Annotated in this window: 28 protein-coding genes and 1 riboswitch; of the genes, 5 read left to right on the top strand and 23 right to left on the bottom strand. The window is 37.6% G+C overall.

Annotated features, from left to right (window positions below):
- The first annotated feature begins 52 nt into the window (after positions 1-52).
- Positions 53-892 (top strand): sulfite exporter TauE/SafE family protein, encoded by an 840-nt coding sequence (locus tag CKV67_RS12105; protein WP_014093629.1) that lies wholly within the window; start codon positions 53-55, stop codon positions 890-892.
- A complete protein-coding gene (locus CKV67_RS12110; RefSeq protein WP_014093630.1) occupies positions 893-1,258 on the top strand; it encodes a DUF1634 domain-containing protein in 366 nt (121 codons plus the stop codon).
- 39 nt (positions 1,259-1,297) lie between these two features.
- On the opposite strand, the gene CKV67_RS14830 is transcribed toward CKV67_RS12110, so the two are convergent.
- From CKV67_RS14830 to sufC, 8 genes are all read right to left on the bottom strand, one after another.
- A complete protein-coding gene (locus CKV67_RS14830; protein ID WP_231923520.1) occupies positions 1,298-1,609 on the bottom strand; it encodes an aldo/keto reductase in 312 nt (103 codons plus the stop codon).
- On the bottom strand, positions 1,606-2,259 hold the full coding sequence (locus tag CKV67_RS12115; protein ID WP_231923521.1) for an aldo/keto reductase: 654 nt from the start codon (positions 2,257-2,259) through the stop codon (positions 1,606-1,608). The genes CKV67_RS14830 and CKV67_RS12115 overlap by 4 nt, the downstream gene beginning before the upstream one ends.
- A 136-nt stretch (positions 2,260-2,395) precedes the next feature.
- Positions 2,396-3,238 (bottom strand): DUF72 domain-containing protein, encoded by an 843-nt coding sequence (locus CKV67_RS12120; RefSeq protein ID WP_025280079.1) that lies wholly within the window; start codon positions 3,236-3,238, stop codon positions 2,396-2,398.
- 177 nt (positions 3,239-3,415) lie between these two features.
- A complete protein-coding gene (gene sufB / locus CKV67_RS12125) occupies positions 3,416-4,810 on the bottom strand; it encodes a Fe-S cluster assembly protein SufB (protein ID WP_014093633.1) in 1,395 nt (464 codons plus the stop codon).
- Between the two features lie 22 nt (positions 4,811-4,832).
- Entirely contained in the window at positions 4,833-5,276 is a 444-nt protein-coding gene (gene sufU, locus CKV67_RS12130) for a Fe-S cluster assembly sulfur transfer protein SufU (RefSeq protein ID WP_003720718.1), read from the bottom strand.
- On the bottom strand, positions 5,273-6,499 hold the full coding sequence (locus CKV67_RS12135; RefSeq protein ID WP_014093634.1) for a cysteine desulfurase: 1,227 nt from the start codon (positions 6,497-6,499) through the stop codon (positions 5,273-5,275). Before CKV67_RS12135 ends, sufU begins: the two co-directional genes overlap by 4 nt.
- Positions 6,500-7,801, bottom strand: coding sequence for a Fe-S cluster assembly protein SufD (gene sufD / locus CKV67_RS12140; protein ID WP_014093635.1), 1,302 nt, complete (start codon positions 7,799-7,801; stop codon positions 6,500-6,502).
- An 18-nt stretch (positions 7,802-7,819) separates the two neighbouring features.
- Positions 7,820-8,605, bottom strand: coding sequence for a Fe-S cluster assembly ATPase SufC (sufC, locus tag CKV67_RS12145; protein WP_003722442.1), 786 nt, complete (start codon positions 8,603-8,605; stop codon positions 7,820-7,822).
- Positions 8,606-8,956: 351 nt separating this feature from the next.
- On the opposite strand from sufC, the gene CKV67_RS12150 reads away from it, so the two are divergent.
- Positions 8,957-10,036, top strand: a complete 1,080-nt coding sequence (locus CKV67_RS12150) for an Lmo2079 family surface lipoprotein (protein WP_014093636.1) — start codon at positions 8,957-8,959, stop codon at positions 10,034-10,036.
- A gap of 41 nt (positions 10,037-10,077) precedes the next feature.
- Here the strand turns inward: CKV67_RS12150 and CKV67_RS12155 are convergent, their stop codons facing one another.
- From CKV67_RS12155 to CKV67_RS12225, 15 genes are all read right to left on the bottom strand, one after another.
- Positions 10,078-10,911, bottom strand: a complete 834-nt coding sequence (locus tag CKV67_RS12155; RefSeq protein WP_014093637.1) for a MetQ/NlpA family ABC transporter substrate-binding protein — start codon at positions 10,909-10,911, stop codon at positions 10,078-10,080.
- A 64-nt stretch (positions 10,912-10,975) separates the two neighbouring features.
- Positions 10,976-11,650, bottom strand: a complete 675-nt coding sequence (locus CKV67_RS12160) for a methionine ABC transporter permease (protein WP_014093638.1) — start codon at positions 11,648-11,650, stop codon at positions 10,976-10,978.
- Positions 11,647-12,669 carry a methionine ABC transporter ATP-binding protein gene (locus CKV67_RS12165; RefSeq protein ID WP_014093639.1) on the bottom strand — a complete coding sequence of 341 codons (1,023 nt, stop codon included), beginning with the start codon at positions 12,667-12,669 and terminating at the stop codon, positions 11,647-11,649. Before CKV67_RS12165 ends, CKV67_RS12160 begins: the two co-directional genes overlap by 4 nt.
- Before the next feature lie 90 nt (positions 12,670-12,759).
- Positions 12,760-12,878, bottom strand: a riboswitch (SAM riboswitch).
- Between the two features lie 119 nt (positions 12,879-12,997).
- Positions 12,998-13,174, bottom strand: a complete 177-nt coding sequence (locus CKV67_RS14680) for a hypothetical protein (RefSeq protein ID WP_014093640.1) — start codon at positions 13,172-13,174, stop codon at positions 12,998-13,000.
- Positions 13,175-13,252: 78 nt separating this feature from the next.
- Positions 13,253-14,395, bottom strand: coding sequence for a sensor histidine kinase (locus tag CKV67_RS12175; protein WP_014093641.1), 1,143 nt, complete (start codon positions 14,393-14,395; stop codon positions 13,253-13,255).
- A complete protein-coding gene (cesR, locus tag CKV67_RS12180; protein ID WP_014093642.1) occupies positions 14,385-15,080 on the bottom strand; it encodes a response regulator CesR in 696 nt (231 codons plus the stop codon). The genes CKV67_RS12175 and cesR overlap by 11 nt, the downstream gene beginning before the upstream one ends.
- Before the next feature lie 76 nt (positions 15,081-15,156).
- Positions 15,157-16,032, bottom strand: a complete 876-nt coding sequence (locus CKV67_RS12185; RefSeq protein WP_014093643.1) for a cation diffusion facilitator family transporter — start codon at positions 16,030-16,032, stop codon at positions 15,157-15,159.
- A 193-nt stretch (positions 16,033-16,225) separates the two neighbouring features.
- On the bottom strand, positions 16,226-16,510 hold the full coding sequence (locus tag CKV67_RS12190) for a thioredoxin family protein (RefSeq protein ID WP_025280080.1): 285 nt from the start codon (positions 16,508-16,510) through the stop codon (positions 16,226-16,228).
- An 84-nt stretch (positions 16,511-16,594) separates the two neighbouring features.
- Positions 16,595-16,972 carry a glycine cleavage system protein GcvH gene (gene gcvH, locus CKV67_RS12195; RefSeq protein WP_014093645.1) on the bottom strand — a complete coding sequence of 126 codons (378 nt, stop codon included), beginning with the start codon at positions 16,970-16,972 and terminating at the stop codon, positions 16,595-16,597.
- A 39-nt stretch (positions 16,973-17,011) separates the two neighbouring features.
- On the bottom strand, positions 17,012-17,365 hold the full coding sequence (locus tag CKV67_RS12200; protein WP_003720732.1) for an arsenate reductase family protein: 354 nt from the start codon (positions 17,363-17,365) through the stop codon (positions 17,012-17,014).
- A 155-nt stretch (positions 17,366-17,520) separates the two neighbouring features.
- Complete coding sequence (gene rodA, locus CKV67_RS12205; protein WP_014093646.1) at positions 17,521-18,696, bottom strand: rod shape-determining protein RodA; 1,176 nt, start codon at positions 18,694-18,696, stop codon at positions 17,521-17,523.
- A 75-nt stretch (positions 18,697-18,771) separates the two neighbouring features.
- Positions 18,772-19,941 (bottom strand): rod shape-determining protein RodA, encoded by a 1,170-nt coding sequence (gene rodA, locus CKV67_RS12210; RefSeq protein WP_014093647.1) that lies wholly within the window; start codon positions 19,939-19,941, stop codon positions 18,772-18,774.
- Positions 19,942-20,084: 143 nt separating this feature from the next.
- Positions 20,085-20,876 carry an ABC transporter ATP-binding protein gene (locus CKV67_RS12215; protein ID WP_014093648.1) on the bottom strand — a complete coding sequence of 264 codons (792 nt, stop codon included), beginning with the start codon at positions 20,874-20,876 and terminating at the stop codon, positions 20,085-20,087.
- Positions 20,873-21,883 (bottom strand): FecCD family ABC transporter permease, encoded by a 1,011-nt coding sequence (locus tag CKV67_RS12220; protein ID WP_014093649.1) that lies wholly within the window; start codon positions 21,881-21,883, stop codon positions 20,873-20,875. The genes CKV67_RS12215 and CKV67_RS12220 overlap by 4 nt, the downstream gene beginning before the upstream one ends.
- Positions 21,884-22,855, bottom strand: coding sequence for an ABC transporter substrate-binding protein (locus CKV67_RS12225; protein ID WP_025280081.1), 972 nt, complete (start codon positions 22,853-22,855; stop codon positions 21,884-21,886).
- A 154-nt stretch (positions 22,856-23,009) separates the two neighbouring features.
- Between CKV67_RS12225 and CKV67_RS12230 the strand changes: the two genes are divergently transcribed.
- Positions 23,010-23,174 carry a hypothetical protein gene (locus CKV67_RS12230; RefSeq protein WP_003749425.1) on the top strand — a complete coding sequence of 55 codons (165 nt, stop codon included), beginning with the start codon at positions 23,010-23,012 and terminating at the stop codon, positions 23,172-23,174.
- Between the two features lie 131 nt (positions 23,175-23,305).
- Complete coding sequence (locus CKV67_RS12235) at positions 23,306-24,064, top strand: alpha/beta hydrolase (protein ID WP_014093651.1); 759 nt, start codon at positions 23,306-23,308, stop codon at positions 24,062-24,064.
- The last annotated feature ends 29 nt before the right edge of the window (positions 24,065-24,093 follow it).

Consider the following 24,093-nt stretch of genomic DNA (forward strand, 5'->3'; position numbering starts at 1 on the left):
TTTCTCTTTTTATGTTATGATAGAATATATTGTTTTAAAGGGAAGTGATTTTTTGGATATTACGCAAACAGTCGAAATCCTACTAATCTCTGTTTTTGCAGGGGTAGTTGGCTCTTTGCTTGGTCTTGGTGGCGGTATTATTGTCACGCCCGCCTTGACGCTTATTTTTGGAATTGACATCCAGTATGCGATTGGCGCGAGTATTATTTCCGTCATTGCTACAAGTAGTGGTTCCGCGGTCGCTTACATAAAAGATGGAATTACAAACTTACGAGTCGGCATGTTCCTGGAAATTGCTACAACAATCGGCGCGATAACTGGTGCCTTTGTTAGTGGGCTACTCTCAGCAACTGCTTTATACATTATATTCGGCCTTTTACTACTTTATTCAGCTTTCAACATGATTAAAAAAGTTGGCTCTGAATTCCCGACAAATGTAAAACCAGATCCAATTGCGACAAAGCTAAACTTACATGATTCTTATTACGATAAGTCGCTTCGGCAAACGGTGGATTATCAGGTCGCGAATGTGCCTGCTGGTTTTGGTGTGATGTACGGAGCGGGGATTGCCAGTGGATTACTTGGTATCGGTAGTGGTGCTTTTAAAGTAATGGCACTTGATGTCTTTATGAAAATGCCACTTAAAGTCAGTAGTGCAACGAGTAATTTAATGATGGGTGTAACTGCCGCTGCAAGTGCAACAGTATATTTATTCCAAGGAGATATTCAACCTGCTATCGCTGCTCCTGTTGCAATCGGGGTATTAGTCGGTGCTACACTTGGAACACGTGTCATGCAACGCTTAAAAAGTAAAGTCATCCGGATTATCTTCATTCCTGTCATTTTATATGTTGCCTTCCAAATGATTTTAGAAGGATTGGGGTGGATTTAAATGACTGAGAAAAAAGATGAGATGTATCGCGTCGAGCTTATTGTGAGTGCCTTACTGCGAATTGGGGTGGTTTTAAGTGCGATTATTATTATTTTCGGTCTTGTGATGCTGTTTGTTACAGGCGAAAGTGGTTACCCAGGCGAAACCTATCCAACCTCACTGACTGCTATTTTCAGCGGACTTGGCTCACTTAAACCGTATGCTATTATGATGTTTGGCCTTTTTTGCTTGATTTTGACTCCGGTTTTACGAGTGGTTGTTTCGTTATTTACATTTTTAAAAGAGAAAGATTATCTGTATGTTGGGATTACCGGGCTTGTATTAGTAATTTTAGTTATTAGTTTTTTGATTGGTATCAAAGCATAAAAAAGCATGGTGCAGAAATTTTATCTGCGCCATGCTTTTTTATCTGACTACTTCGCCGTTTCTAAACCGCATATCAGGAAAACTAGCTCCGGCAATTTCATTTACTGGCATCGCGACCTCGATTTGTTTCATGTCATCGCTAGTAAGTTTAATATCTAATGCTTTTAGTGAATCTTTAAGGGAAGCAATTCTAGTGGAACCAATTAATGGTAAAATATCTTCTCCTTTTGCTAATAGCCACGCAAAAGCCAACTGCGGAATGGTCATTTCTTTTTCGTTTGCGATTTCGCGTAATGCTTCAACAAGTTGTAAGTTTTTGCCGATATTTTCTTTTGCATATAGGGGAATCATCGAATTGTATCCATAGGTAGTATCTCTTTTTTCCAAGTTCCATTTAACATGCCATGAGCAAGCGCACCAAACGCAACAACACCCACGCCTAATTCTCTAGCAGTCGGGACAATATCTTTTTCAATCGTCCGGTTAAACAAGGAGTACTCAGCTTCGATAAACTTGATTGGGTGAACCGCATTTGCTTTTCTAAACGTTTCTGCATCTACTTGAGTAACGCCAATATTCTTCACATAGCCTTCTCTTACCAAATCTGCAATCACACCAATTGTTTCTTCGACAGGAATAGCCAAGTCAATTCTGGCTGGTTGGTATAAATCCACATAGTCCAAATTAAGTCGTTTTAAAGATTGCGCCAAATAGTTTTTAATATGTTTTGGATTTACATCAAGCCCATACATCTTGCCATTTGGTTCCATCAAAGCACCAAACTTAAGTGATACAAAAGCTTTATCTCGTTTATATCCTTTTAGTGCCTCTCCTATCAACATTTCATTATGTCCCGTTCCATAAAAGTCTGCGGTATTTAGAAAAGAAATCCCTGCATCCAGTGCCGCATGGATTGTTGCAATACTTTCTTTTCGGCTATCATCGTCTATTTTATCAGACATCCGTCCACACCCAAGTCCCATTCTAGCTAAATTATCCATCGAGTAAAACCTCCACGTTTCTATAAATTAAGTATACCATTATTCTAGTACGTTCGTGCTAATAAGTCAACCATTTTAGTACGATTGTGCTAAAATAAAAAAACTACCTTCTCTTTCGAAAAGATAGTTTTACGTTTTACTCGGAAAACAAATCCATTTGCATTGGCGCTAAGCCTTGAAATTCCACATTTAACGCCGTTTGTAAATGTTTAGCATTGTCTGCTGCATCCCCGCCGCTGTTATTGTTAAAAATGACCACGACTTCTTTAGATAACTTTTGTAAATGTTCGACATATTTGGCCCATTCTTTAATTTCTTCATCATTATAACGATATAATGTCCGGACTTCGCGCCATTCAGGGCTACTAGCTTTCATCCAACCATATTGGTTCCGACCATGTAATCTTACCATTGTCATTTCCGAGCTTGTTTCCCGTAAAATAATCGGCACACTTCCAGAACCAACTTGCGGCTCGTCAACAACGGTGTGGATGAAGCCTAACTCTTTAAGTAGCTCTAACGTTTTTTCGGTATTTTGTTCGGTATACCAAGAATTATTTCGAAATTCAATCGCAACTGGTAAATCACCCATTTTCCCAGCAATATATTTTAAATAAGCGACATTTTCTTTCGTACAATGAAAATACGGTGGAAATTGAAATAAAATCGCTTTTAATTTCCCCGTTTCACTTATTGGCGCAATCATATCCATATAAGCCGTATACATCGCATTTTCACTATCAAAATACTGTGACCATTCTTTATGCTTAGTCATCGCCGAAAATGCTTTAATAACAAAACGAAATTCTTCTGGTGTTTGCGCTGCCCAGTTTGCCGTCGTTCTCGGCGAAGGAATGGCATAAAAACTAGTATCCACTTCTACCACAGGAAAATGTGCCGCATAATCAGCCAAAGTTAATTTTTTTGTTTGCAACAAAGAATCATGATCACTCCACCCAGTTAATCCGATTGTAATCACCGCTACCACCCTCTCTATTTTTTAGCGTTTATTTAAGTTTATTATAACGCAAAATCGAGGGGGAATCTTTTAATTTGGTTTTTTAGCACATAATTTTGAAAAATGGAGTAGAAAGTATTTAGTAATCAATAAAAAAGAGAAAGCGATATTCCGCTTCCTCTTAAAATATTTAATTCATCAACCAATCGAACCTTCCATTTCAAACTTAATCAAACGGTTCATTTCAACGGCGTATTCCATTGGTAATTCTTTTGTAAATGGTTCAATGAAGCCCATTACGATCATTTCGGTCGCTTCTTCTTCGCTTAAACCACGGCTCATTAGATAGAAAAGTTGTTCTTCTGAAACCTTAGAAACTTTTGCTTCGTGCTCTAATGAGATGTTGCTGTTTAAAATTTCGTTGTAAGGAATGGTATCAGATGTGGAAAGATTATCCATAATTAGCGTATCACACTCGATATTCGAACGCGCTCCATCCGCATTACGGCCAAAATGAACGATTCCACGGTACGTTACGTTTCCGCCTTGCTTAGAAATCGACTTCGATACGATAGTAGACGACGTATTAGGCGCATAGTGCATCATTTTCGCTCCAGCATCCTGACGTTGACCTTTACCAGCAATTGCGATAGAAAGGGTTGTTCCACGCGCACCTTCACCACGTAAATGTACTGCTGGGTATTTCATCGTTAATTTCGAACCGATGTTACCATCAATCCATTCCATCGTCGCATTTTCCTCACAGAAAGTACGTTTTGTTACTAAGTTATAGACGTTATTTGCCCAGTTTTGAATCGTTGTGTAACGGCAATAAGCCCCTGGTTTAACAATTATTTCAACGACCGCAGAGTGAAGTGAATTTGTTGTATAAACGGGAGCAGTACAACCTTCTACATAATTTACACTCGCATTTTCATCCACAATGATTAACGTCCGCTCAAATTGTCCCATGTTTTCGGAATTAATCCGGAAATAAGCTTGTAGTGGCGTATCTACTTTGATGCCTGGTGGTACGTAGATGAATGACCCACCTGACCAAACAGCAGAGTTAAGAGCTGCGAACTTATTGTCAGTTGGCGGAATCACCTTAGCAAAATACTCTTTGAAAATATCTTCATTTTCTTTTAGCGCTGAATCAGTATCTTTAAAAACAATCCCTAAGTCTTCTAGGTCTTGCTTCATATTATGATAAACTACTTCGGATTCGTACTGTGCGGATGCCCCTGCCAAGTATTTTTGTTCTGCTTCAGGAATACCAAGTTTATCAAAAGTACGCTTAATTTCTTCAGGAACTTCATCCCATGAGCGCACGGTTTGTTCTGATGGCTTCACGTAGTAAGTAATGTCTTCAAACTTAAGCTCTGATAAGTCGCCACCCCAAGTCGGCATCGGCATTTTATAAAACTGTTCTAAAGACTTCAAACGGAATTCAAGCATCCATTCTGGTTCTTCTTTAATATTCGAAATTTCTCTTACAACTTTTTCTGTTAATCCGCGTTCTGTACGGAACACAGAGGTATCTTTATCATGGAATCCGTATTGGTATTCGCCAATTTCTGGAATTTCAGTCATGTCGTATCCTCCTTTTCGCTACTTATTTCGTTCCTTCTTTTTCAAAAATTGCTCGCTCCATTGCTTTCCAAGAAAGTGTCGCGCATTTGATTCTTGCAGGGAATTTTGCAACTCCGGCGAGAGCTTCCACGTCACCGTATTCATCAATGGTTTCATGGTCATGCCCTTGTACCATTTCTGAAAACTCACGGGACATTTTTAACGCTTCTTGCTCGGTTTTCCCAATAATGCTTTGTGTCATCATCGAAGCAGAGGCCATCGAAATCGAACAGCCACTACCGGTGAATTTCGCAGCTACGATTACGTCACCATCCATTTTTAAATGAAGATGGATTTGATCACCACATGTTGGGTTATTAAGGTCAATGGTTACGTCGCTATCTGGGAGTTCTCCATTATTGCGCGGATTTTTATAGTGATCCATAATGACTTGTCTATATAGCTGATCTAATTTCCGGCTTGTCATAATCCAAAATACTCCTTTGTTAACTTGAGCCCTTCAATAAGAGCATCAATTTCTTCTTTTGTATTATAAATATAAAAACTTGCTCGAGCAGTGGAAGAAACGTCTAACCATTTCATCAAAGGTTGCGCACAATGATGACCTGCGCGAATTGCCACGCCATCTTCGTCCAAAATTGTTGCAACATCATGCGGGTGAGCGCCTTCGATATTAAATGTCACTAAGCCACAACGTTTACTTGCATCTGTTGGGCCATAAATTGTAATACCTTCTAGCTTACTCATTTGCTCGATTGCATAGCTAACTAATTCTTGTTCATAGGCGTGAATCGTATCAATTCCAATCGCTGCCAAGTAATCAATCGCTGTACCTAGCGCAATCGCTCCGCCGATAATTGGTGTCCCAGCTTCAAATTTCCATGGTAGTTCTTTCCAAGTGGAATCGTATAATTCAACAAAATCAATCATTTCTCCGCCAAATTCGGTTGGTTCCATTTTATCTAGCAATTCTCGTTTTCCGTACAATACACCAATGCCAGTAGGAGCCATCATTTTATGCCCAGAAAAAGCATAAAAATCAGCATCTAAATCTACTACATTTACTTCCATGTGAGGAACCGCTTGTGCCCCGTCAACAAGGATAACTGCGCCAACTTTATGAGCTAGTGCCGCGATTTCTTTAATAGGTGTAATTGTGCCAAGAACATTTGAGACATGCGCCAAGGCAACTATTTTTGTTTTTTCGGTAATAGTTTTTTCAGCTTGTTCAATAGAAATGGTTCCATCTTCTTCTAGCTCGATATATTTCAAAACCGCGCCTTTGCGTTTAGCAAGTTGTTGCCACGGAATTAAATTAGAATGATGCTCTAAATAAGAAATAACAATCTCATCGCCTGCTTCAATATTTGCGTTTCCGTAACTATCTACCACCAAATTAATCGCTGAGGTCGTCCCTCTTGTAAAGATAATTTCCGCTACTTCCCGTGCATGAATGAATTTTGCTACTTTGGCACGCGCTGATTCGAAAGCGTCTGTCGCTCTAGCCGCAAGTGTATGCACACCACGGTGGACGTTGGCATTATCAAATTCGTAGTAATGGGTTAAGGCGCGGATAACCTGTTTTGGTTTTTGTGAAGTGGCCGCATTATCTAAATAAGCTAACGGTTTTTCATTTATTTCTTGGGCTAGTATCGGAAAGTCCGCACGAATTTTTTGGATATCAATCATTTAGCGCACTTTCCCTTCGATTACTTCCCGAAGCATAGTTTTGACACTTTCGATTGGTAACTTACGTACAACTGGATCTAAGAAGCCATGAATAACTAATCGTTCTGCTTCTTTTTGCGAAATACCGCGACTCATCAAATAGAATAATTGGAGCGGATCCACACGACCAACAGAGGCTGCGTGACCTGCAACAACATCATTTTCATCAATTAATAAAATTGGGTTCGCATCGCCGCGTGCTTCTGGGCTAAGCATCAATACCCGTGATTCTTGTTGGGCATCAGACTTAGAAGCGCCGTGCTTGATATGACCAATTCCATTAAAGATAGTTGTTGCTCTTTCTTTCATAACACCATGGGATAAAATCGTACCGTTTGATGCTTTACCGTAATGTGTCACACGAGTTGTTACGTTTTGTGTTTGCTTACCGCGTCCAACAGTTACTGTCTTCACATCAGCCGAAGATCCATCACCCATTAAATTAGTTACATTTTCATTGATCGTATCGCCATCGTTCATTAAACCAAGTGCCCATTCAATTTGGCTATCTGTCCCGATATGTCCACGACGGTTCACATATGCCGTTGCGCCGCTCGCAAGATTATCTACTCCGCCAAAAGTAATTCGAGCATTTTTTTCGGCGATAACTTCTTCCACAATACTTACAATTCCCTTAGGTGTATTATCCACCGTTACATAGTTTTCCACATAAGTGACAGCACTATTATCATCAGCAACAAGTAACACGTGGTTTACTAAAGGAGATTCTGCTTTATCTTGAACAAAAACAGCTTGAATAGGTGCTTTCACTTCGACATTTTTAGGTACATAAAGGAAGATACCACCATTCACAAGTGCCGCATGGAACGCAGTCAACTTATGTTCATTCACTTGTACCGCGTCTGTCATAAAATATTTCTTTACAAGTTCAGGATGATTTTTAACAGCCGAAATAATGTCTGTAAAAATGACTCCTTGGTCGATTAATTCTTGATTAAGTTGTAATCTCGCAGGACGTTCATCCATTTGAATGTAAAAGTTTGCTTCTTTATTATCTAAATCAACTAGATTCGCTACTTTTTCAGGTAAAATTTCATTCGTTACACCTTCTTTAAAAGGAATAAACGTTTCAAATTTAGTGAAATTCCAGCGTGTAATTTTTGTTTTATCCACATAAGGTAAGTCCAGTTCCCCGTAAGCTTTAAAAGCAGTGCGACGAATATCTAAAAACCAATCCGGTTCATTCGCATTACTTGAAAAAGCGTGGATAAAATCATCTTTAATTGTCCTATTTTCTGCCATGATTTTAACCTCACTTCCTTATTGTTGGTCTACTGCTTCTTCTTCCTCAAGTTCAATACCAAGTTCTTGCTTAATCCAATCATAACCTTCCGCTTCTAAACGTTTAGCAAGTTCAGGTCCGCCTTCTTTAACAACTTTCCCTTGCATCATTACATGTACAAAGTCTGGAGTGATGTAATTAAGGAGACGTTGGTAATGGGTAATAATTAAGCAACCAAATCCTTCGCCGCGCATTTCGTTTACACCTTTAGAGACAACTTTAAGTGCATCGATATCAAGACCGGAGTCGATTTCGTCTAAGATTGCTAGTTTTGGTTCAATCATAAGTAATTGTAAGATTTCATTACGTTTTTTCTCTCCGCCTGAAAATCCTTCATTTAAGTAACGTTCTGCCATTTCTTCATCCATATCTAGAATGTCCATTTTGGCATCTAATTTACGGATAAACTGCATAACCGGAATTTCGTCGCCTTCTTCGCGTCGGCTGTTGATTGCCGCACGGATGAATTCAGCATTTGTAACCCCGCTAATTTCACTTGGATATTGCATCGCTAAGAAAAGACCAGCTCGAGCGCGTTCGTCTACTTCCATTTCTAGCACATCTTCGCCGTCAAGCGTAATTGTTCCTTGCGTTACTTCATATTTCGGATGTCCCATAATAGCTGAGGACAATGTAGATTTCCCTGTTCCATTTGGTCCCATGATAGCGTGGATTTCCCCAGTTGAAATTTCAAGGTTAACGCCTTTCAAAATCTCTTTTCCTTCTATCTCAACATGTAAATCTTGAATCTTTAAAGTTGCCATAAAAAAAGTCCTCCCTAGTGTAAAATTTGCATAATCCTAGTTTAGTATAATTCTAATCTGATTACAACTATAAAAACCAGCACTCTTCGCATTCTCCCCTTCATTCTACTATTAATAGCCGATTTTTTCCAGTTTTCGAGCATTATCAGTATTTCCATTTTATTTGAGAATATCCAAGTGTAATGGGCCAAGAAAATAAAGAACCTTTCATACCAATAAAAACAACAGATTCCTTCCCATAAAAAAAGGATTGTATATCTTATTTAGATGTGTTATTGTTGTAACGTAACAAATTTGAAATATAATAACTTATTTGTAATAAACGATTAATTATTGAAGGAGAATTTAAATATGAAGAAAGCAATAATGGCTCTGACCATCTTTGTATTGCTTTTAACTGCCCTATCTGGGTGTAGCTCCCCTAAGTCCGACTTCACTGCGGCTCTAAAGAAAGTTACTGAAAACAGACAATACACCACGAATGTAAAATTCCAAATTAACGAGCTATCAGATAATTACATAAAACAATTTGGCCCTGACGTTACTTTAACTCAACTAAAAAAATCCAATCTTCAATATAAAATTTCTGTAGATAGTGATACTAGTTCTTCTTATAGTACTTTCTCACTTCATTGGGCTGGAAGTAAGCCTCTTGATTTAACATTACATGCACTTCAAAATAGTGATGATGGAAAAGCCTATATTCCAGTTTCTGATATATACGACGCATCTGACAGCATCTCGAGTTTGCTAAGCGATTCGACCGCTGCCATTTTTAATGAAGTTCTAGCTCAAAATAAAGATTTGGAATCAAAATACCTTAATTTTTTTGAAACCATCCAAAACTTCTCTAACCAAACCATTGATTCAGAAACCGTTGACCGCCAAGCCGAAGAACTGAAAAAAATTGAAGAAATAAGCGGCATTACGATTTATAGTTATCTTAATAACCTTGATGATCAACACTTCACGGCAAAAGAAAATGGCGACATCTTGCTCAAATTAAGTAAAAATGAAATTAGCGATTTGATTAATGAAGTACTAAAAGCCCTTGACGACGATGGCAGTATCATTACACTTATTTCTGAAATTAATAGCAGCACCCAAAAAGAAGCCGAATCCACATGGGGCACTCAACAAAAATCGATTCGTTCTTCTTTAAAAAATCTTACAGTTACTAAAACACAGAGTTTGGATTTCCAATTAACTTTAACACCAGATAGCAAAAAAGGCTTTAGCAAGACAATCATTGACACAAACTATAAAGATACAGCAACGAATAGCTTGATGAACTTTACTACAACAATTGATATGTTAGATTATGAAAAGGTTCCTCCAATGCCAGAAGGAAATGAAATTGTTTCGAAAAAAGAATTAGATAAAGCCATTTCTGATGGGTTAAAACTTTATTTAGGAAGCACCATGCAATAAAAAAGCCTTTTACCAAATCGGTAAAAGGCTTTTTTTCGTTTTTATTTATCTACTGGAACTACTGCACCATCCCATTCTTTCGTAATATAATCTTGAATCTCTTTGGAGTGAAGCACGTTTACTAATTCTTTAATATTTTTATCGTCTTTTTTCTCTTCCGTAGTTACAACGATATTCGCATACGGGGAGTCTTTACTTTCAATCGCAATCGCATCTTTGGAAGGGTTTAAACCTTGGTCAACTACAAAGTTAGAGTTGATTGCTACTACATCGCCTTCTTCATTGTTATATGCAGTCATTAAATAAGCAGGATCGAAGTCATATTTGAATTTCAAATTTTTCGGATTGTCTTTAATATCATCAAATGTTGCATCTTGCGCTTTTACACCATCTTTAAGTGTTAGCAAGCCGTTATCGACAAAAATACCAATGACACGAGGCCAGTCTGATTTTGAGTTAGAAAGTAATACTTGCGCACCATCTTTTAAATCTTTAATGTCTTTTACTTTTTTGGAATAAATACCCATTGGTTCGATATGAATCGCGCCAACATCAGCAAATTTGTACCCTTTTTCTTTTTCTTCTAATTCAAGGTATGGTTTATGTTGGAAGTAGTTAGCATCTAAGTCGCCTTCTTCTAGCGCTTTATTAGGCATAACGTAATCTGTGTATTTAACAATTTTCAAGTCAATTCCTTTTTCTTTCAAAATTGGTTTTGCTTGTTCCAAAATTTGAGCATGAGGCGTGTTTGAAGCGCCAACCACCAATTCCTTATTATCGTCTTTGCTAGATGATGCTTTATCTGATGAGCCACCGCAAGCTGTAAGTACTAAAACTAAACTTAATGTGAAAATGAATCCAAGAACCTTTTTCATGAAAATCTCTCCTTTTTTGCGGGGATTCCGCGTTTTTTTATATAAATTGCTTCATATACATTGGTTAGCGTTTATCGGTTCGTTTCGTTAAGAAGTCGCCGATAAACTGGAAAATAAAGACGATAATCAAAATAATAATTGTGGCCAGTACAGTTACATCCGGTTGCCCGCGTTGGAAACCTTCCAAGTAAGCTGCATTTCCAAGCCCCCCAGCCCCGATGACACCTGCCATTGCTGTGAAACCAACTAAGGAAATGGCTGTTACCGTAATACCTGAAATAATCGCTGGTAAAGCTTCTGGGATAAGTACCTTGCCAATAATGGTGAATATATTAGCTCCCATCGATTTTGCTGCCTCAATAACCCCTTTATCTACTTCACGAAAGGCAATTTCAACCATTCGACCATAAAAAGGAGCTGCCGAGATAATAAGCGCTGGTAGAGCAGCTTTCGGTCCAATTACTGTTCCAACAAGTGATTTTGTCATTGGAAGAAGTAATACAATCAAAATAATAAACGGAATCGACCGGAAAACATTGACAAGTATCGCTGTAATCCAGTAGAGAATACGCGCACCTGCATGCTTTTTATTGTTTGTTAAAAATAATAACAAACCTAAAACGATACCTAGCAAGAAAACCGCAAAGAGTGAAGTAAGCGTCATATAAAGTGTTTCTTGTGTCGCTACCCACATCATCTGAAAATCAACATTTGGGAATAATTCTTGTAATTTCGTCATCGTTCTAACACTTCCGTTTCTACTTTAAGTTGACGTAGCTGTGTTAGACTCGCACTAGTGGCCTCTTCAGCACCTAATATTTGTACATAAAGTGTCCCGTACGCACCATTTTGTGTTTGCGTCAAATTCCCATGAAGGACATTTAATAAGACATCATTTTCTTTAGCTACTTGAGAAATAACAGGTTGGGTTGCATTTTCACTCATAAAGAGCAATTTGACAATTTTTCCTTCTGAATAATTATCTAGTAATAAATGAATCAATTCCTCTGTTTCATCGGAATCGGTTACTTGGCGAACAAATCGCTCGGTTACTTTTTCTTTTGGATGGCGGAAAACATCTAGTACATCGCCAAGTTCGACAACTTTTCCGCTTTCCATCACGGCCACACGATTACATATTTTGCGAATAACATGCATTTCATGGGTGATGACAATGATTGTAAGGTTAAGTCGTTTGTTAATATCTAATAAAAGTTCTAATACTTCATCCGTTGTTTGTGGATCTAGCGCGGATGTTGCTTCATCGCATAATAATACTTTCGGATTATTCGCAAGCGCTCTAGCAATCCCGACACGTTGTTTTTGGCCACCACTTAGTTCAGCAGGATAAGCATTTTCTTTTCCTTCTAAGCCGACAAGCCGAATTAGTTCATTTACACGAAAACGTCTTTTTTCACCGCGTACTCCAGCAATTTCTAGCGGGAAAGCAATATTTTCAGCGACAGTACGTGACCATAGTAAATTAAAATGCTGAAAAATCATCCCAATTTGCTGACGAGCTTTTCGAAGTTTCCCGCCACGAATCTCACTAATTAGTAAATTATCTACTTCTACCGTTCCCTCTGTCGGCAACTCTAGCCCATTAAACATTCGAATCAAAGTACTTTTTCCAGCGCCAGAATAACCAACTACACCGAAAATTTCTCCTTGCTCAATTTCTAAGTCAACATTATCAACTGCTCGAACTTTATTATTTCTTGATGTATATTCCTTTACAACATGCTGTAACGTTATCATCTCAATCACCTTTTTCTACATTTCTGGTATACAAAAAGCCTTTCTGCTCATGAGCAGAAAGGCAGCATTTTTTCAAATGGACTAACTTCCTTCTCATCTTTCAGAACAATTAACTGTTCTGCATGACTTAGCACCTTAAACACATAATGAATTATTGTTTAGGTTGCTGGGTTTCACAGGGCATTTCCCTCCACCACTCTGGATAAGATTTCTACATATTATATATCACTTCATTTGTGACTATAGTGACGTTTCTTGTTTTTTCATATTACCTTTTCCGTTACGCTTTGTCAATAACTTTTTTACTAATAAATCATTAGTTGTAACTTTATTCACTAATAACAACTAGTTCCCTTTGCTTATCTGCACTGGCTAACGGTGAGGCAATTTTAATTTGCGTTCTATTTTGAGAATTAATATCACCCTTATTTATTTGGGCTAAATAAACAAATATCGCAACAACTGTAATACAAGCAACAACAATTAAAACTAAATGCTTTTTCATTTGTTCACCCTCCGTCATTTATATTCTACTGAATGAATATAAATCGGGTGGAAAGAAACATTTAAGAATTATTAAAGATTAAATCAGCGGTAATTTGACAATAAAAGTAGTTTTCCGGTTCTTGCTTTCTGCTGTAACAATGCCGCCGTGTTTTTCAACGATTGATTTAGCAATAGCAAGTCCGAGACCAGTTCCAGTAGTTGTTCGATTCTTGTCTGCTTTATAAAAACGTTCAAACAAATACGGTAAATCGATTTCCGATATTTCTTGACCATAATTCGTTACCTTCACAACAGCCATATTTCCTTCTTGCTTTGCGCTGACATCAATTTGTTTATCACCTTCTCCGTATCTAAGCGCATTAGAAAACAAATTCTCAAATAAGCGCATGATCTGGTTGCCATCCCCGCTAATAATTAATTTTTTAGCATCAAAGTGATCCACAATCTTCATGTTTCGCTCGGTTGCTTGACCGTCATATTCAGCTACTAACTGACTTAGCAATTCAATGACATCTAGCTCGTCTTTTTTCAGTCGATACTCCACACTATCTAATCTTGTATAAGAAAACAAGTCATCAATCAGTTTATGCAAGTGACGTGCTTTACCGTATACAAGCTCTGTGTAATAACGCAACTCAATTTCGTCACGATAACGGTCTTCATGAATATAACTTAAATACCCTAAGATTGAAGTTAACGGTGTCCTAAGATCATGTGACACATTTGTAATCAAATCATTCCGAGCCTGTTGTGCCTGTTCTTCTTGTTTCATTAATTTATTTTGGCGTTCGCGCATACTTTCAATGTTTCGCTCCAATTCTTGAATCTCCGGAACAAAACTCTCTGTATCCACTGGTTTTCCGTCATGTAGGGCAAAATTGATAGTCCGTAATTGTTTTTTCAAAAGTTTTTGACGCATATAACGATAGAAAAACGAGAAAAACAGACATGTAATCAAGAAAATAATAAAATAATTGATTAATACTACCCAAATCGAATCCATCACGCGGACATATTTATTAGGACCAAACAAACTAACAATTGCTCGGGTAACCTCTTTTAAAAACAATGAATCGTCTCTAATCGAAATTGCCCACAGATAGATGGTACGTACGGCAATCATCCCTAAAACCCATGAAATAGCAGCAAAAAAAGTCGCTTGCCAAATATTCATCACATGACTAATTTTAGTAAACAACATTTCAAGTCTATATTTCAACTTTGTATCCTACTCCCCAAATGGTTTTAATGACATTTTCTCCGCCCATAGCATCACGCAATTTATCACGTAAATTACTAATATGAACCATAACCGTTTTACTTGCTCCAAGTGCTTTTTCTTGCCAAATTTTTTCGAAAATATATTCTGAACTAAACACTCGACCAGGTTCACTTGCTAGCAAAAATAAAATATCAAACTCCGATGTCGTTAAATGGAGCTCTTTTCCGTTAACAGTGACGACATGAAGCGCCCGGTCAACCACAATCGGTCCAATGATAACTTTGTCCTGGCTGATGGGCTCAGCTTGACTCATTTGCTGCATCCGTCTCAAAATCGCTTTAACACGAACTGAAAGCTCTAACGGGTTAAATGGCTTTACCATGTAATCATCTGCCCCAGTTAAAAGCCCCATAATTTTATCGTTATCTTCCGCCTTAGCGCTAAGCATCAAAATAGGTGTCAAAATCCCCTCACTTCTCATCAGACGGCATACTTCTAACCCATCCATTTCTGGCATCATAATATCTAAAATGACCAAAGTAGGCTGCTTTTCTTGTACAAGGCGCCAAACTTCCGCCCCGTCATAGGCTAGGTAAATCGTATAGCCTTCATTTTGCAAATATAATTTCACTAAATCTACAATTTCTTTATCATCATCAGCAATTAAAATAGAAGTTGTCATACTTAATTTTCCTTTCCATTCCTTGTTTCTCCCTATTGTAGCACTTTTGAAACAAATCGAATAGAAAGAGCTTGCTTCAACTTCTCGTTAGAACTCGTTCCTCTTCCGGCTCTAAGTGAATTAGAACCTCCGCTTTCGCATAAAAACCCATTATCTCCGCTTCAATTTCATCGCATAATGAATGGGCGCTTTCGATAGTCATGGAAGAAGAAACCACTAGATGAAAATCAATGTATTCTTCCGCTCCAGCACGTCTCGAACGAAAATCATGAAATTCAATAAATTTATTTTTATGTGTTAAAATGATTTGCTTAATAGCCGCTTCCTCATCCGTCGACAAGCGCTTGTCCATTAGTGGCGGGAATGATTCTTTTAATAGTTTAAAAGCTTCAAACATAATGTAAAAAGCGGTTAAAATTGCGATAACTGGATCGAGCCAAAGCCAGCCGGTTATGTATACTAAGAATAAACTAAGTGCAATACCTAGTGATGTAAAAACATCTGTATATAAATGGAGTGCATTCGATTTCATTGCTACAGAGTTTGCCTCATCTGCCGCCTTTTTTATGATTCGTGACACGACAATATTAACGAGCGCTCCGAAAAGCATCACCATAATTCCAAGTGAAGGAAAACGAATTTCATGTGGATTCACTAGTTTATTTACCGATTCAATAATAATCCAAATCCCAGCAACAAAAATTAGTAGCGTTTCTATAGTTCCAGCAATATTTTCGGCCTTCCCATGTCCATATGGATGATCTTCATCTGCGGGTTGATTCGAAATCCGTATCGAAAAGAAGGTAATGACCGACGCAAATAAATCCATCGACGAGTGAATCCCTTCAGAAATCACAGCAACAGACCCCGTAAAAAAACCAACAACTAATTTAAGTACTACAATAACAAAATTACTACAAACGGATAAAATAGTAAGATTTGAATGGTTCATAGAAAAAGCCTCCGATATATTATGTTTCACTAAAAATCTCTCTTTATAAAACACGAATTTAACAACTCGAGTTATCTTACCATGCTAGGCTAAATTGTGTCTATAGCAATGTTTTTAGCTAAATACATTTCTATATCGATTGCGAAACTTTTTTGCGTCAAGGCAAATTTTAACACAGAAAAAAATCCCTGTATCACTTATTATACAGGAATTCAAAAATAGCTGTTACATCATGCAATTTATAACTTACATCTTCTGGAATTCCAGCTTTAAACTTCACTAAAGCAGGAACGGATGTAATCTCTAACGCCTGAGCAATTTCTGGCACATAGTTTAAATCTACTTTGGCAATAGTTATATCGATACTATCAGCGGTTTGAGTCATGTCCACCAAACGACTAGCCATTTGGCAACTACCACACATCGGCGTAAAAAAGAAAATGACAAAATCCGCACCATTATTTTGCGCCATCTGCAAAGTTTCTTTTTCCCAAATTTCCAGAGAAAACGCCTCCTATTAAAAAAGGCCAGTTCGGTTATCCCAAGCCGGCCCTCGTATAAATCAATCTAATGTTTTTTCGTAATCTTCACTTGATAGAAGCGCATCTACATCTGCAGCTTCTACTTCAGTAAGTTTTAAAATCCAGCCAGTATCGTACGGATTGCTATTGATTAATTCTGGTTCATCTTCTAGTGTCTCGTTCACAGCAACTACTTTCCCACTAACAGGTGCATAGAAATCTGACACTGTTTTAACAGATTCAATACTTCCAATAGAATCGCCTTTTGCAACTGTATCGCCAACTTCTGGTAATTCAACAAAGACGATATCCCCTAATTGATCTTGTGCAAAATCAGTAATCCCGATAAGATAACTGCCATCCTCAGCTTTCACCCATTCATGTTCTTCTGTGTACAATAAGTCTTTTGGCAAACTCATTTCTAAACTCCTCCTTTTTATTACAATTATCTATTATGACTATTTCCAAGTTGTTTCAAATTCTTGTTCATTAAATCCAAGTGTTACTTCTTTGCCATTTGTTGTTAATGGACGCTTAATTAACATCCCATCTGAGGCAAGTAGTTCATAGGCTTCTTTAAGCGACATTGTGTCAATCTTATCTTTTAGCCCTAGTTCGCGGTACTTAATTCCACTTGTATTAAAGAACCGACGGATTGGTAGTCCGCTAAGCTCATGCCATGATTGCAGCTCTTTTGCACTTGGAGTTTCTGTTTTAATATCTATTTCTTGAAAATCCGTATGCTCATTTTCAAGCCATGCCTTTGCCTTTTTGCAAGTGCTACATTTTGGATACCAATAAAAATTAATCATTTTGTCTCTCCCTCCGATTGCATTCTACTACTATCATAGTGCATTTTTTATGAAAGTACAAATGGCAACACTTAGAAAAAAACAGAGTTTTTGAAAGCGAATACATCCCCTCTTTTAAAAATACAAAAGCCAGATTCGACTTTTGCATTTAGATTTTATGAGACGTGATTTTCTTCTTTCACTTCAAACATAGACTTCTTATAATTAAACCTTATCCCGAGTACTAAGCCAACTGCCATCATGTTCCCAAGCAGTGCACTACCGCCATAACTAATGAACGGAAGCGGAATCCCAGTTATTGGTAATAAGCCAATATTCATTCCAACATTTTCAAGTACATGGAACATCAGCATCATAACAACGCCTGTACAAATATAAGAATAGAAAGGAATACCAATATCTAACGCGACACGAATGATTTGATAAATTAATAAGAAATAAATCGCCAGCAGGATACTAGCTCCAATAAAGCCATAATCTCCTGCAACAATGGTGAAAATAAAGTCATTATGATTTTCTGGAATCGCGATAGCATCATAACCAACACCATTTCCAGAAATCTGTCCAGATCCAATTGCTGTTAACGCTCGAAGCACTTGATAGCCGCCACCTTGGGGATCATTTTCTGGATTTATCCATGTTGTAATCCGCTCAAATTGGTACGGTTTAAAACCAAGACTAGTAAGCCAACTTTGATGATTAATAACCATCCAAATTAATGTAGTACCAATTACTGCTATTGACCCAAACAGTGGCACAATAATCTTCCAAGTTATCCCAGAAATAAGAATCATTCCTGACATAATCGCAATAAATACAAGCGCAGTCCCTAAGTCAGGTTGCAACATAATTAAAATTAGTGGGAAAAGTGTAAATAATCCCATTTTCACAAGAAGCCACATATCATAGCTGAAGCGATGAACTTTATATGCGCGATTATGATCCCAAATCACTTTTGCTAAAACTATGATTAAAATTACTTTTACCACTTCTGATGGTTGAATGTTTCCTAAAAAAGGGATAACAATCCAGCTTTTTGCCCCTTTTACTTCTTTCCCAAAAAGCAAAACAAAGGCAAGCATAAATAAACCAAGTCCATAGAAGTAATAAGCCCATTTCATTAGTCGATCATAATCTAATTGCATAACGACAATAATTGCGAATGTGGAAACTACAAACCACATCGCTTGTTTTACAACAAAGTTCGCATCATATTGGTTATTAGTTAATTGTGCGCTGTAAATAGACACTAAACTGATTATCATCAGCAACATCATGGATAAAACAATACCGTAATCAATGCGTCCAGCTAGTTTATTTTGTTGATTCATTATTTAATTACTCCTTACTGGTTGGTTTGTAAAATCTTAAGTAACACTTTCTCCCAAACAGTTTAAAAAAGAAAATCAAATCCGATTTCCTTTTCCTAAGTTAACTTCTGGGGCATTATACCTCGCCGATAACACAAGTCCGAGTGCCATAAATGCGCCAAGAAGAGAGCTTCCCCCATAACTGACAAAAAGTAGTGGAATACCGGTAATTGGAAGTAAACCAATTGTCATTCCGATATTTTCTAAAACATGAAATAAAATCATCGAGCAAACACCTGCACAAATATAAGAATAAAACGGAATATTAATATCTAATGCTACTCGAATTATTTGGTAAATCAGTAAAAAGTATAACATAATTAACAGACAGCCACCAATAAAACCGAAATTCCCACCAATAATCGAGAAAATAAAATCATTGTGGTTTTCCGGAATAGCGATAGCCTGATTGCCGATACCATTTCCTTGAAGCTGACCAGAACCAATCGCTTGCGTCGATCGGAGTAGCTGCATTCCGTCTCCAAGTGGGTCTTCTTCTGGACGTAACCAAGAAGTAATTCGTTTAAATTGATAAGGTTCAAATCCTAATTTTTGTAAAAAAGCTTGATTATATAAAACTAAATAAATTAAAGTGGCGCCGATAACCGTTATAAAACTAAATAACGGTAATAAAATTTTCCAAGTAATACCACTGATAAATACCATACCAATGATAATCGCGATAAATACTAAAATCGTTCCAAGGTCTGGTTGAAGCGCAACTAGACCAAGGGGAATAATCGAAATAGCCCCTACTTTTAAAAGCAATTGGATATCGAATTTTACGGTATGTAGTGGATATTTCTTATTATGATCCCAAATCACTTTTGCAAGCGCCAGAATTAAGAAACTTTTCATTAATTCTGAAGGTTGTAAACTTCCAAGCGATCCAATACTAATCCAACTTTTCGAGCCTTTTCGCTCATCACCTACGATTAATACGAGAATAAGTAGCAAATTACCAATCCCATATAAGTAGTATGCGGCCCATTGAAGTTTATCATAATCGAAAAAAAGTACGATAACAACGACTACTCCTGTGGAAATAACAATCCAAATAGACTGCTGTAGCAAAAAGTTATTCGTATACTGGTCATTGACGAGTCCAGCAACATAAATCGCCACAAGCCCTATAATGCAAAGTACCATCATTAAGAAAATAATTGCATAATCTACACGAACTGCTTTTTTCCTGTTCCTAGCCATTCTCTTCCGTCCTTTTATATTTAGATTTTCAAAAAGAAAAAAGCTGCTATTCTTAAAAAGAGCAACAGCCTTCATCTATTATAATAAAGTTTATCTAGGATAGGAAGCTTTTTCACTAAATTCTAATCTTCTTTCTGTTTTCTTTAATATTCAAATCTCGTCGAAGCAATCGGATGAATGTGCTGCTTTCCGTCTTTTTCGGTGATATCTGCCGTAATATGAAAAACATTCCGAAGTAAATCTATCGTGAACACTTCTTTTGGCGTACCATTCTTTACTAATTGACCATTTTCACAAACAAACACATAATCGCTGTAAATCGCCGCTTGATTTAAATCATGAAGTACTAAAACAATCGTTAAATTATATTCTTTATTTAAATGAACAAGTAAATCTAATAGTTCTAGTTGATGAGCGATATCGAGATAGGTCGTCGGTTCATCAAGTAATAAAATTGGTGTTTTCTGCGCTAATGCCATTGCAAGCCATGCTCGTTGTCGTTCTCCACCTGATAAAGAATGAAGTGGTCGATATGCCAAACTTTCTAAATTACAAACTTTGATTGCCCACTGAATGACTGCTTCGTCTTCCTCTTGCAAAGTCGATAGAAAGCTTCGATACGGCAAGCGACCATATGCAACCAAATCATGCACAATGACATCTACAAGGCCTTCTGGAGCTTGTGCCAGCATTGTCATTTTTTTCGCAAGTTCTTTTGCCGAAATAGCAGTAATATTCTTATCATCTAATAAAATTTCACCGCTATCTGGCGTCAAAAGTCGCATCATTAAACGCAACATAGTTGATTTTCCAGAACCATTTGGTCCAATCAGTGTCGTAATTTTGCCCTCAGGAATAGCTGCATTTATAGCTGACATTTGAAAATCTCTTTTACGTGAGAAAGAAATGTTTTTTAGTTCTAGTGCTGATTTCATGAAGCAACCCTCCCACGTTGAAGTAAGAATAAGAAGAATGGTGCGCCAATCATCGCTAGTAAAATCCCAACTGGCAACTCAATCGATCCGAACCAGCTTCTTGCCGCTGTATCTGCAAAACCAACTAATAAAGCGCCACCTAGTGCAGATAGTGGAAGTAAGTACTTATAGTCATTTCCGATAATTAATCGAAAAATATGTGGAACAACTAGCCCAACAAAGCCAATCAACCCTGCAACACTCACCGCAATCCCACTCAAGAAAGCGGCAAGCATAATAATGAAAAAACGATGTCGCTCTACAGAAAAGCCAAGTAATTTTGCTGCATCATCACCAAGTAGCAGTACGTTGGAAGAACGAATGGCAAAACCACTTAAAACAAAACCAATTAGCATATATGGCCAAATTAAATCTAAGTGATACCAACTTTTTCCAGAAAGGGTCCCTGTCATCCAAGAAATCACGCTTTGAACACGATTGCTATAAAGAACCATTACTCCAGAAGTCATCGCACCAATAAAGGCATTAATTGCCACTCCGGACAAAATCACCCGGAGCGGAGAAACACCTCGGTCCCATGCTAATAAATAAATTAATATCGCTGTCCCAAAAGCCCCTAAAAAAGCTCCAATCGGAACAAAAGCTGCCATCGTCGGAAATACGAGTGTCATTACAATCGCCACAAATCCACCACCAGCGGAAACACCAATCACACCCGGATCTGCTAATGGATTTCGCATCACACCTTGAAGCAAGCAGCCTGCAATCGCAAGTGCAGCACCAACTAAAAAAGCAATTAGCAATCTTGGCAATCGCAAATTCCAAATAAGTTGATTAGCAAGATCACTTCCACTGCCAGTCAACGTTTGCCAAGCATCACTATGTGTAACTTTTACAGACCCAGTAGTCAGTCCGTAAAAAAACGTCAAAATAAGTAAAATAAGTACTACCACAAAAGTTATCCGTCTACGTTGGCGCCGCGGATCATGCGCTTTTACTGTTGTCATCTAGTTATCCACCTTATTTATTTCGTCTGCCATGTAATCCAATGCCTCATCGATTTCCACTCCAGGATTCGTCCCAAAAAGCTCTGCTGGGAGTACAACAATATGATCATTTTTTACTGCACTCGTGGAATTCCAAGCATCATTTTGTTTCATTTCTTTTTTTAATGCAGCCTCTGTTTCTTTTTCATCGCCACCGTGAATCATTAAGAAAATCACTTCGGGGTCAGCAGCCACAATTTTTTCAACGTTCATCGAAGCATACTGCGGAAAGTTTTCTACCCCTCTAAAGTCTTTGGCAACATTATCCCCGCCAGCCACTTCTAAAACATCTCCACTTAACGAAGATGGTAATGCCGCATAATTACTTCCTGGTGCTCCTAAAACAAGTAATGCACGAACATTTTTCTTTTTTTGTTGTTCTTTTATTTTTGTTACTTTTTTATCAATATCGGCTTGCAGTTCTTTGGCTTTATCTTCTTTATTTAAAAGTTCACCGAGAATTGCGGTTTGTTTTTTTATTTCGGCAATCGAATTCGCACCAGTTAAAACGACTTTTGGACCAACGCCTTCCATCGCGGGAACATCTTTCAAATTCTGCTCAGAGCTTGCAACGATAGCATCCGCACCAAGAGAAGCTATTTTTTCTAAGTTTAAATCATGCGTATTTCCAACTTCTGTAGCACTTTTCGCTCCGTCCGGAACACCACTTGCATCTGTTGTTTGGCGCCCGACAACTGTTCCACCCAGCGCATAAATGATATTCATATCCGCATTCGTTAACGCGATAATTCGCTCTGGATTTTTATCAAAAGAAACTTCGCGCCCCGACATATCAGTTAGTTCAAGCACAGTCTGAGCCTTTTTTTCTTTTTCTGCTGTTTCATTTTTGGAAGTAGTCGTAGTATCATTTCCGCATGAAGCAAGGAGCAGTGCGGTCACGACACTTAAAACTACTATATTAAAATTCTTCATGATTCCCCTCCGCAACACTGTCCATTTCATTTTACTAAATTATACCACGATATTCAAAAAGTCGGGACCCTAATTGAGAATTATTTTCATTCACGCGCAATTAGTCGATATTATTTCCATTATACTTTATACTTAACGTAAGGAGGCGATGAAAATGACTGATAATCTTTTTCCGAATCTATCACATGAAAATTGCAAAGAAACAATGCCCCCAGTCACAACAGAACAATTTAAAGAAGCCGCTATTTTGGAAAAGAACCGCAAGCTGGATGAAATTTTAAAAATAGTTGATAAAAAGAAGCCAAGTATTAAAAAATAACGAGGACCTGTTTGCGCAGGTTCTTCTTTCACATTCCAATTCCGAGTTAACTCATAAGATAAGTTATATTTATTTTATTTACCTGAAAAATCATGTATACTAGAAAAAAGACACGTCAGGAGGCCCTTTCATTGGCTATTTTAGAACTAAATTTCAAATCGGAATGTTTAGCTGTGCAAACAAGTGCAACCGTCATTTTACCTGAAATAGCAACCCTCTATCATAGTAACATTCCGAAATATAAAACTTTATATATTCTGCACGGCTTATCTAATAACCATACTACTTATATTCGCAATACTAATATCGAACGTTATGCCACTAAAAAAGGACTTGCTGTAGTCATGCCAGCTGCTGATCATAGTTTTTATTCCAACATGGTTCACGGACGTAATTATTTTGAATTTGTAAGTAAAGAACTACCCCAAGTGATGAAAAACTGGTTTCCACTATCAGAAAAAAAAGAAGATACCTTTATCGCCGGACATTCAATGGGAGGTTACGGTGCATTTAAAGTCGCGCTTACATATCCCGAAAATTTCCAAGCAGCGGCAAGTATGTCTGGGGTGATGGACATTAACTATATTATTAAGGAAGACTGCTTTGAAAACTTTAGTACAAGAGCTATTACAGGAGATATGTCCAGCCAAACAGGGACAGAAAATGATTTATTTCATTTATTAGAGAACAACTTAGCGAGCCAAATCAAGCTGCCTGACTTGTTCCAAAACTGTGGTACGGAAGATTTTCTCTATGAAGATAATGTCCGTTTCCGCGATTTCGCACTCGGGAAAAATGCGCCCCTAGAATACCGTGAAGGCCCTGGTGATCATGATTGGGATTTTTGGGATAAAAGTATCAAAGAAATTATCGATTGGTTACCTTTATAACACAAAGAAGACTTGGATATGAGTCCAAG

The organism is Listeria ivanovii subsp. ivanovii (assembly GCF_900187025.1).
In the GTDB taxonomy this organism is placed as follows: domain Bacteria; phylum Bacillota; class Bacilli; order Lactobacillales; family Listeriaceae; genus Listeria; species Listeria ivanovii.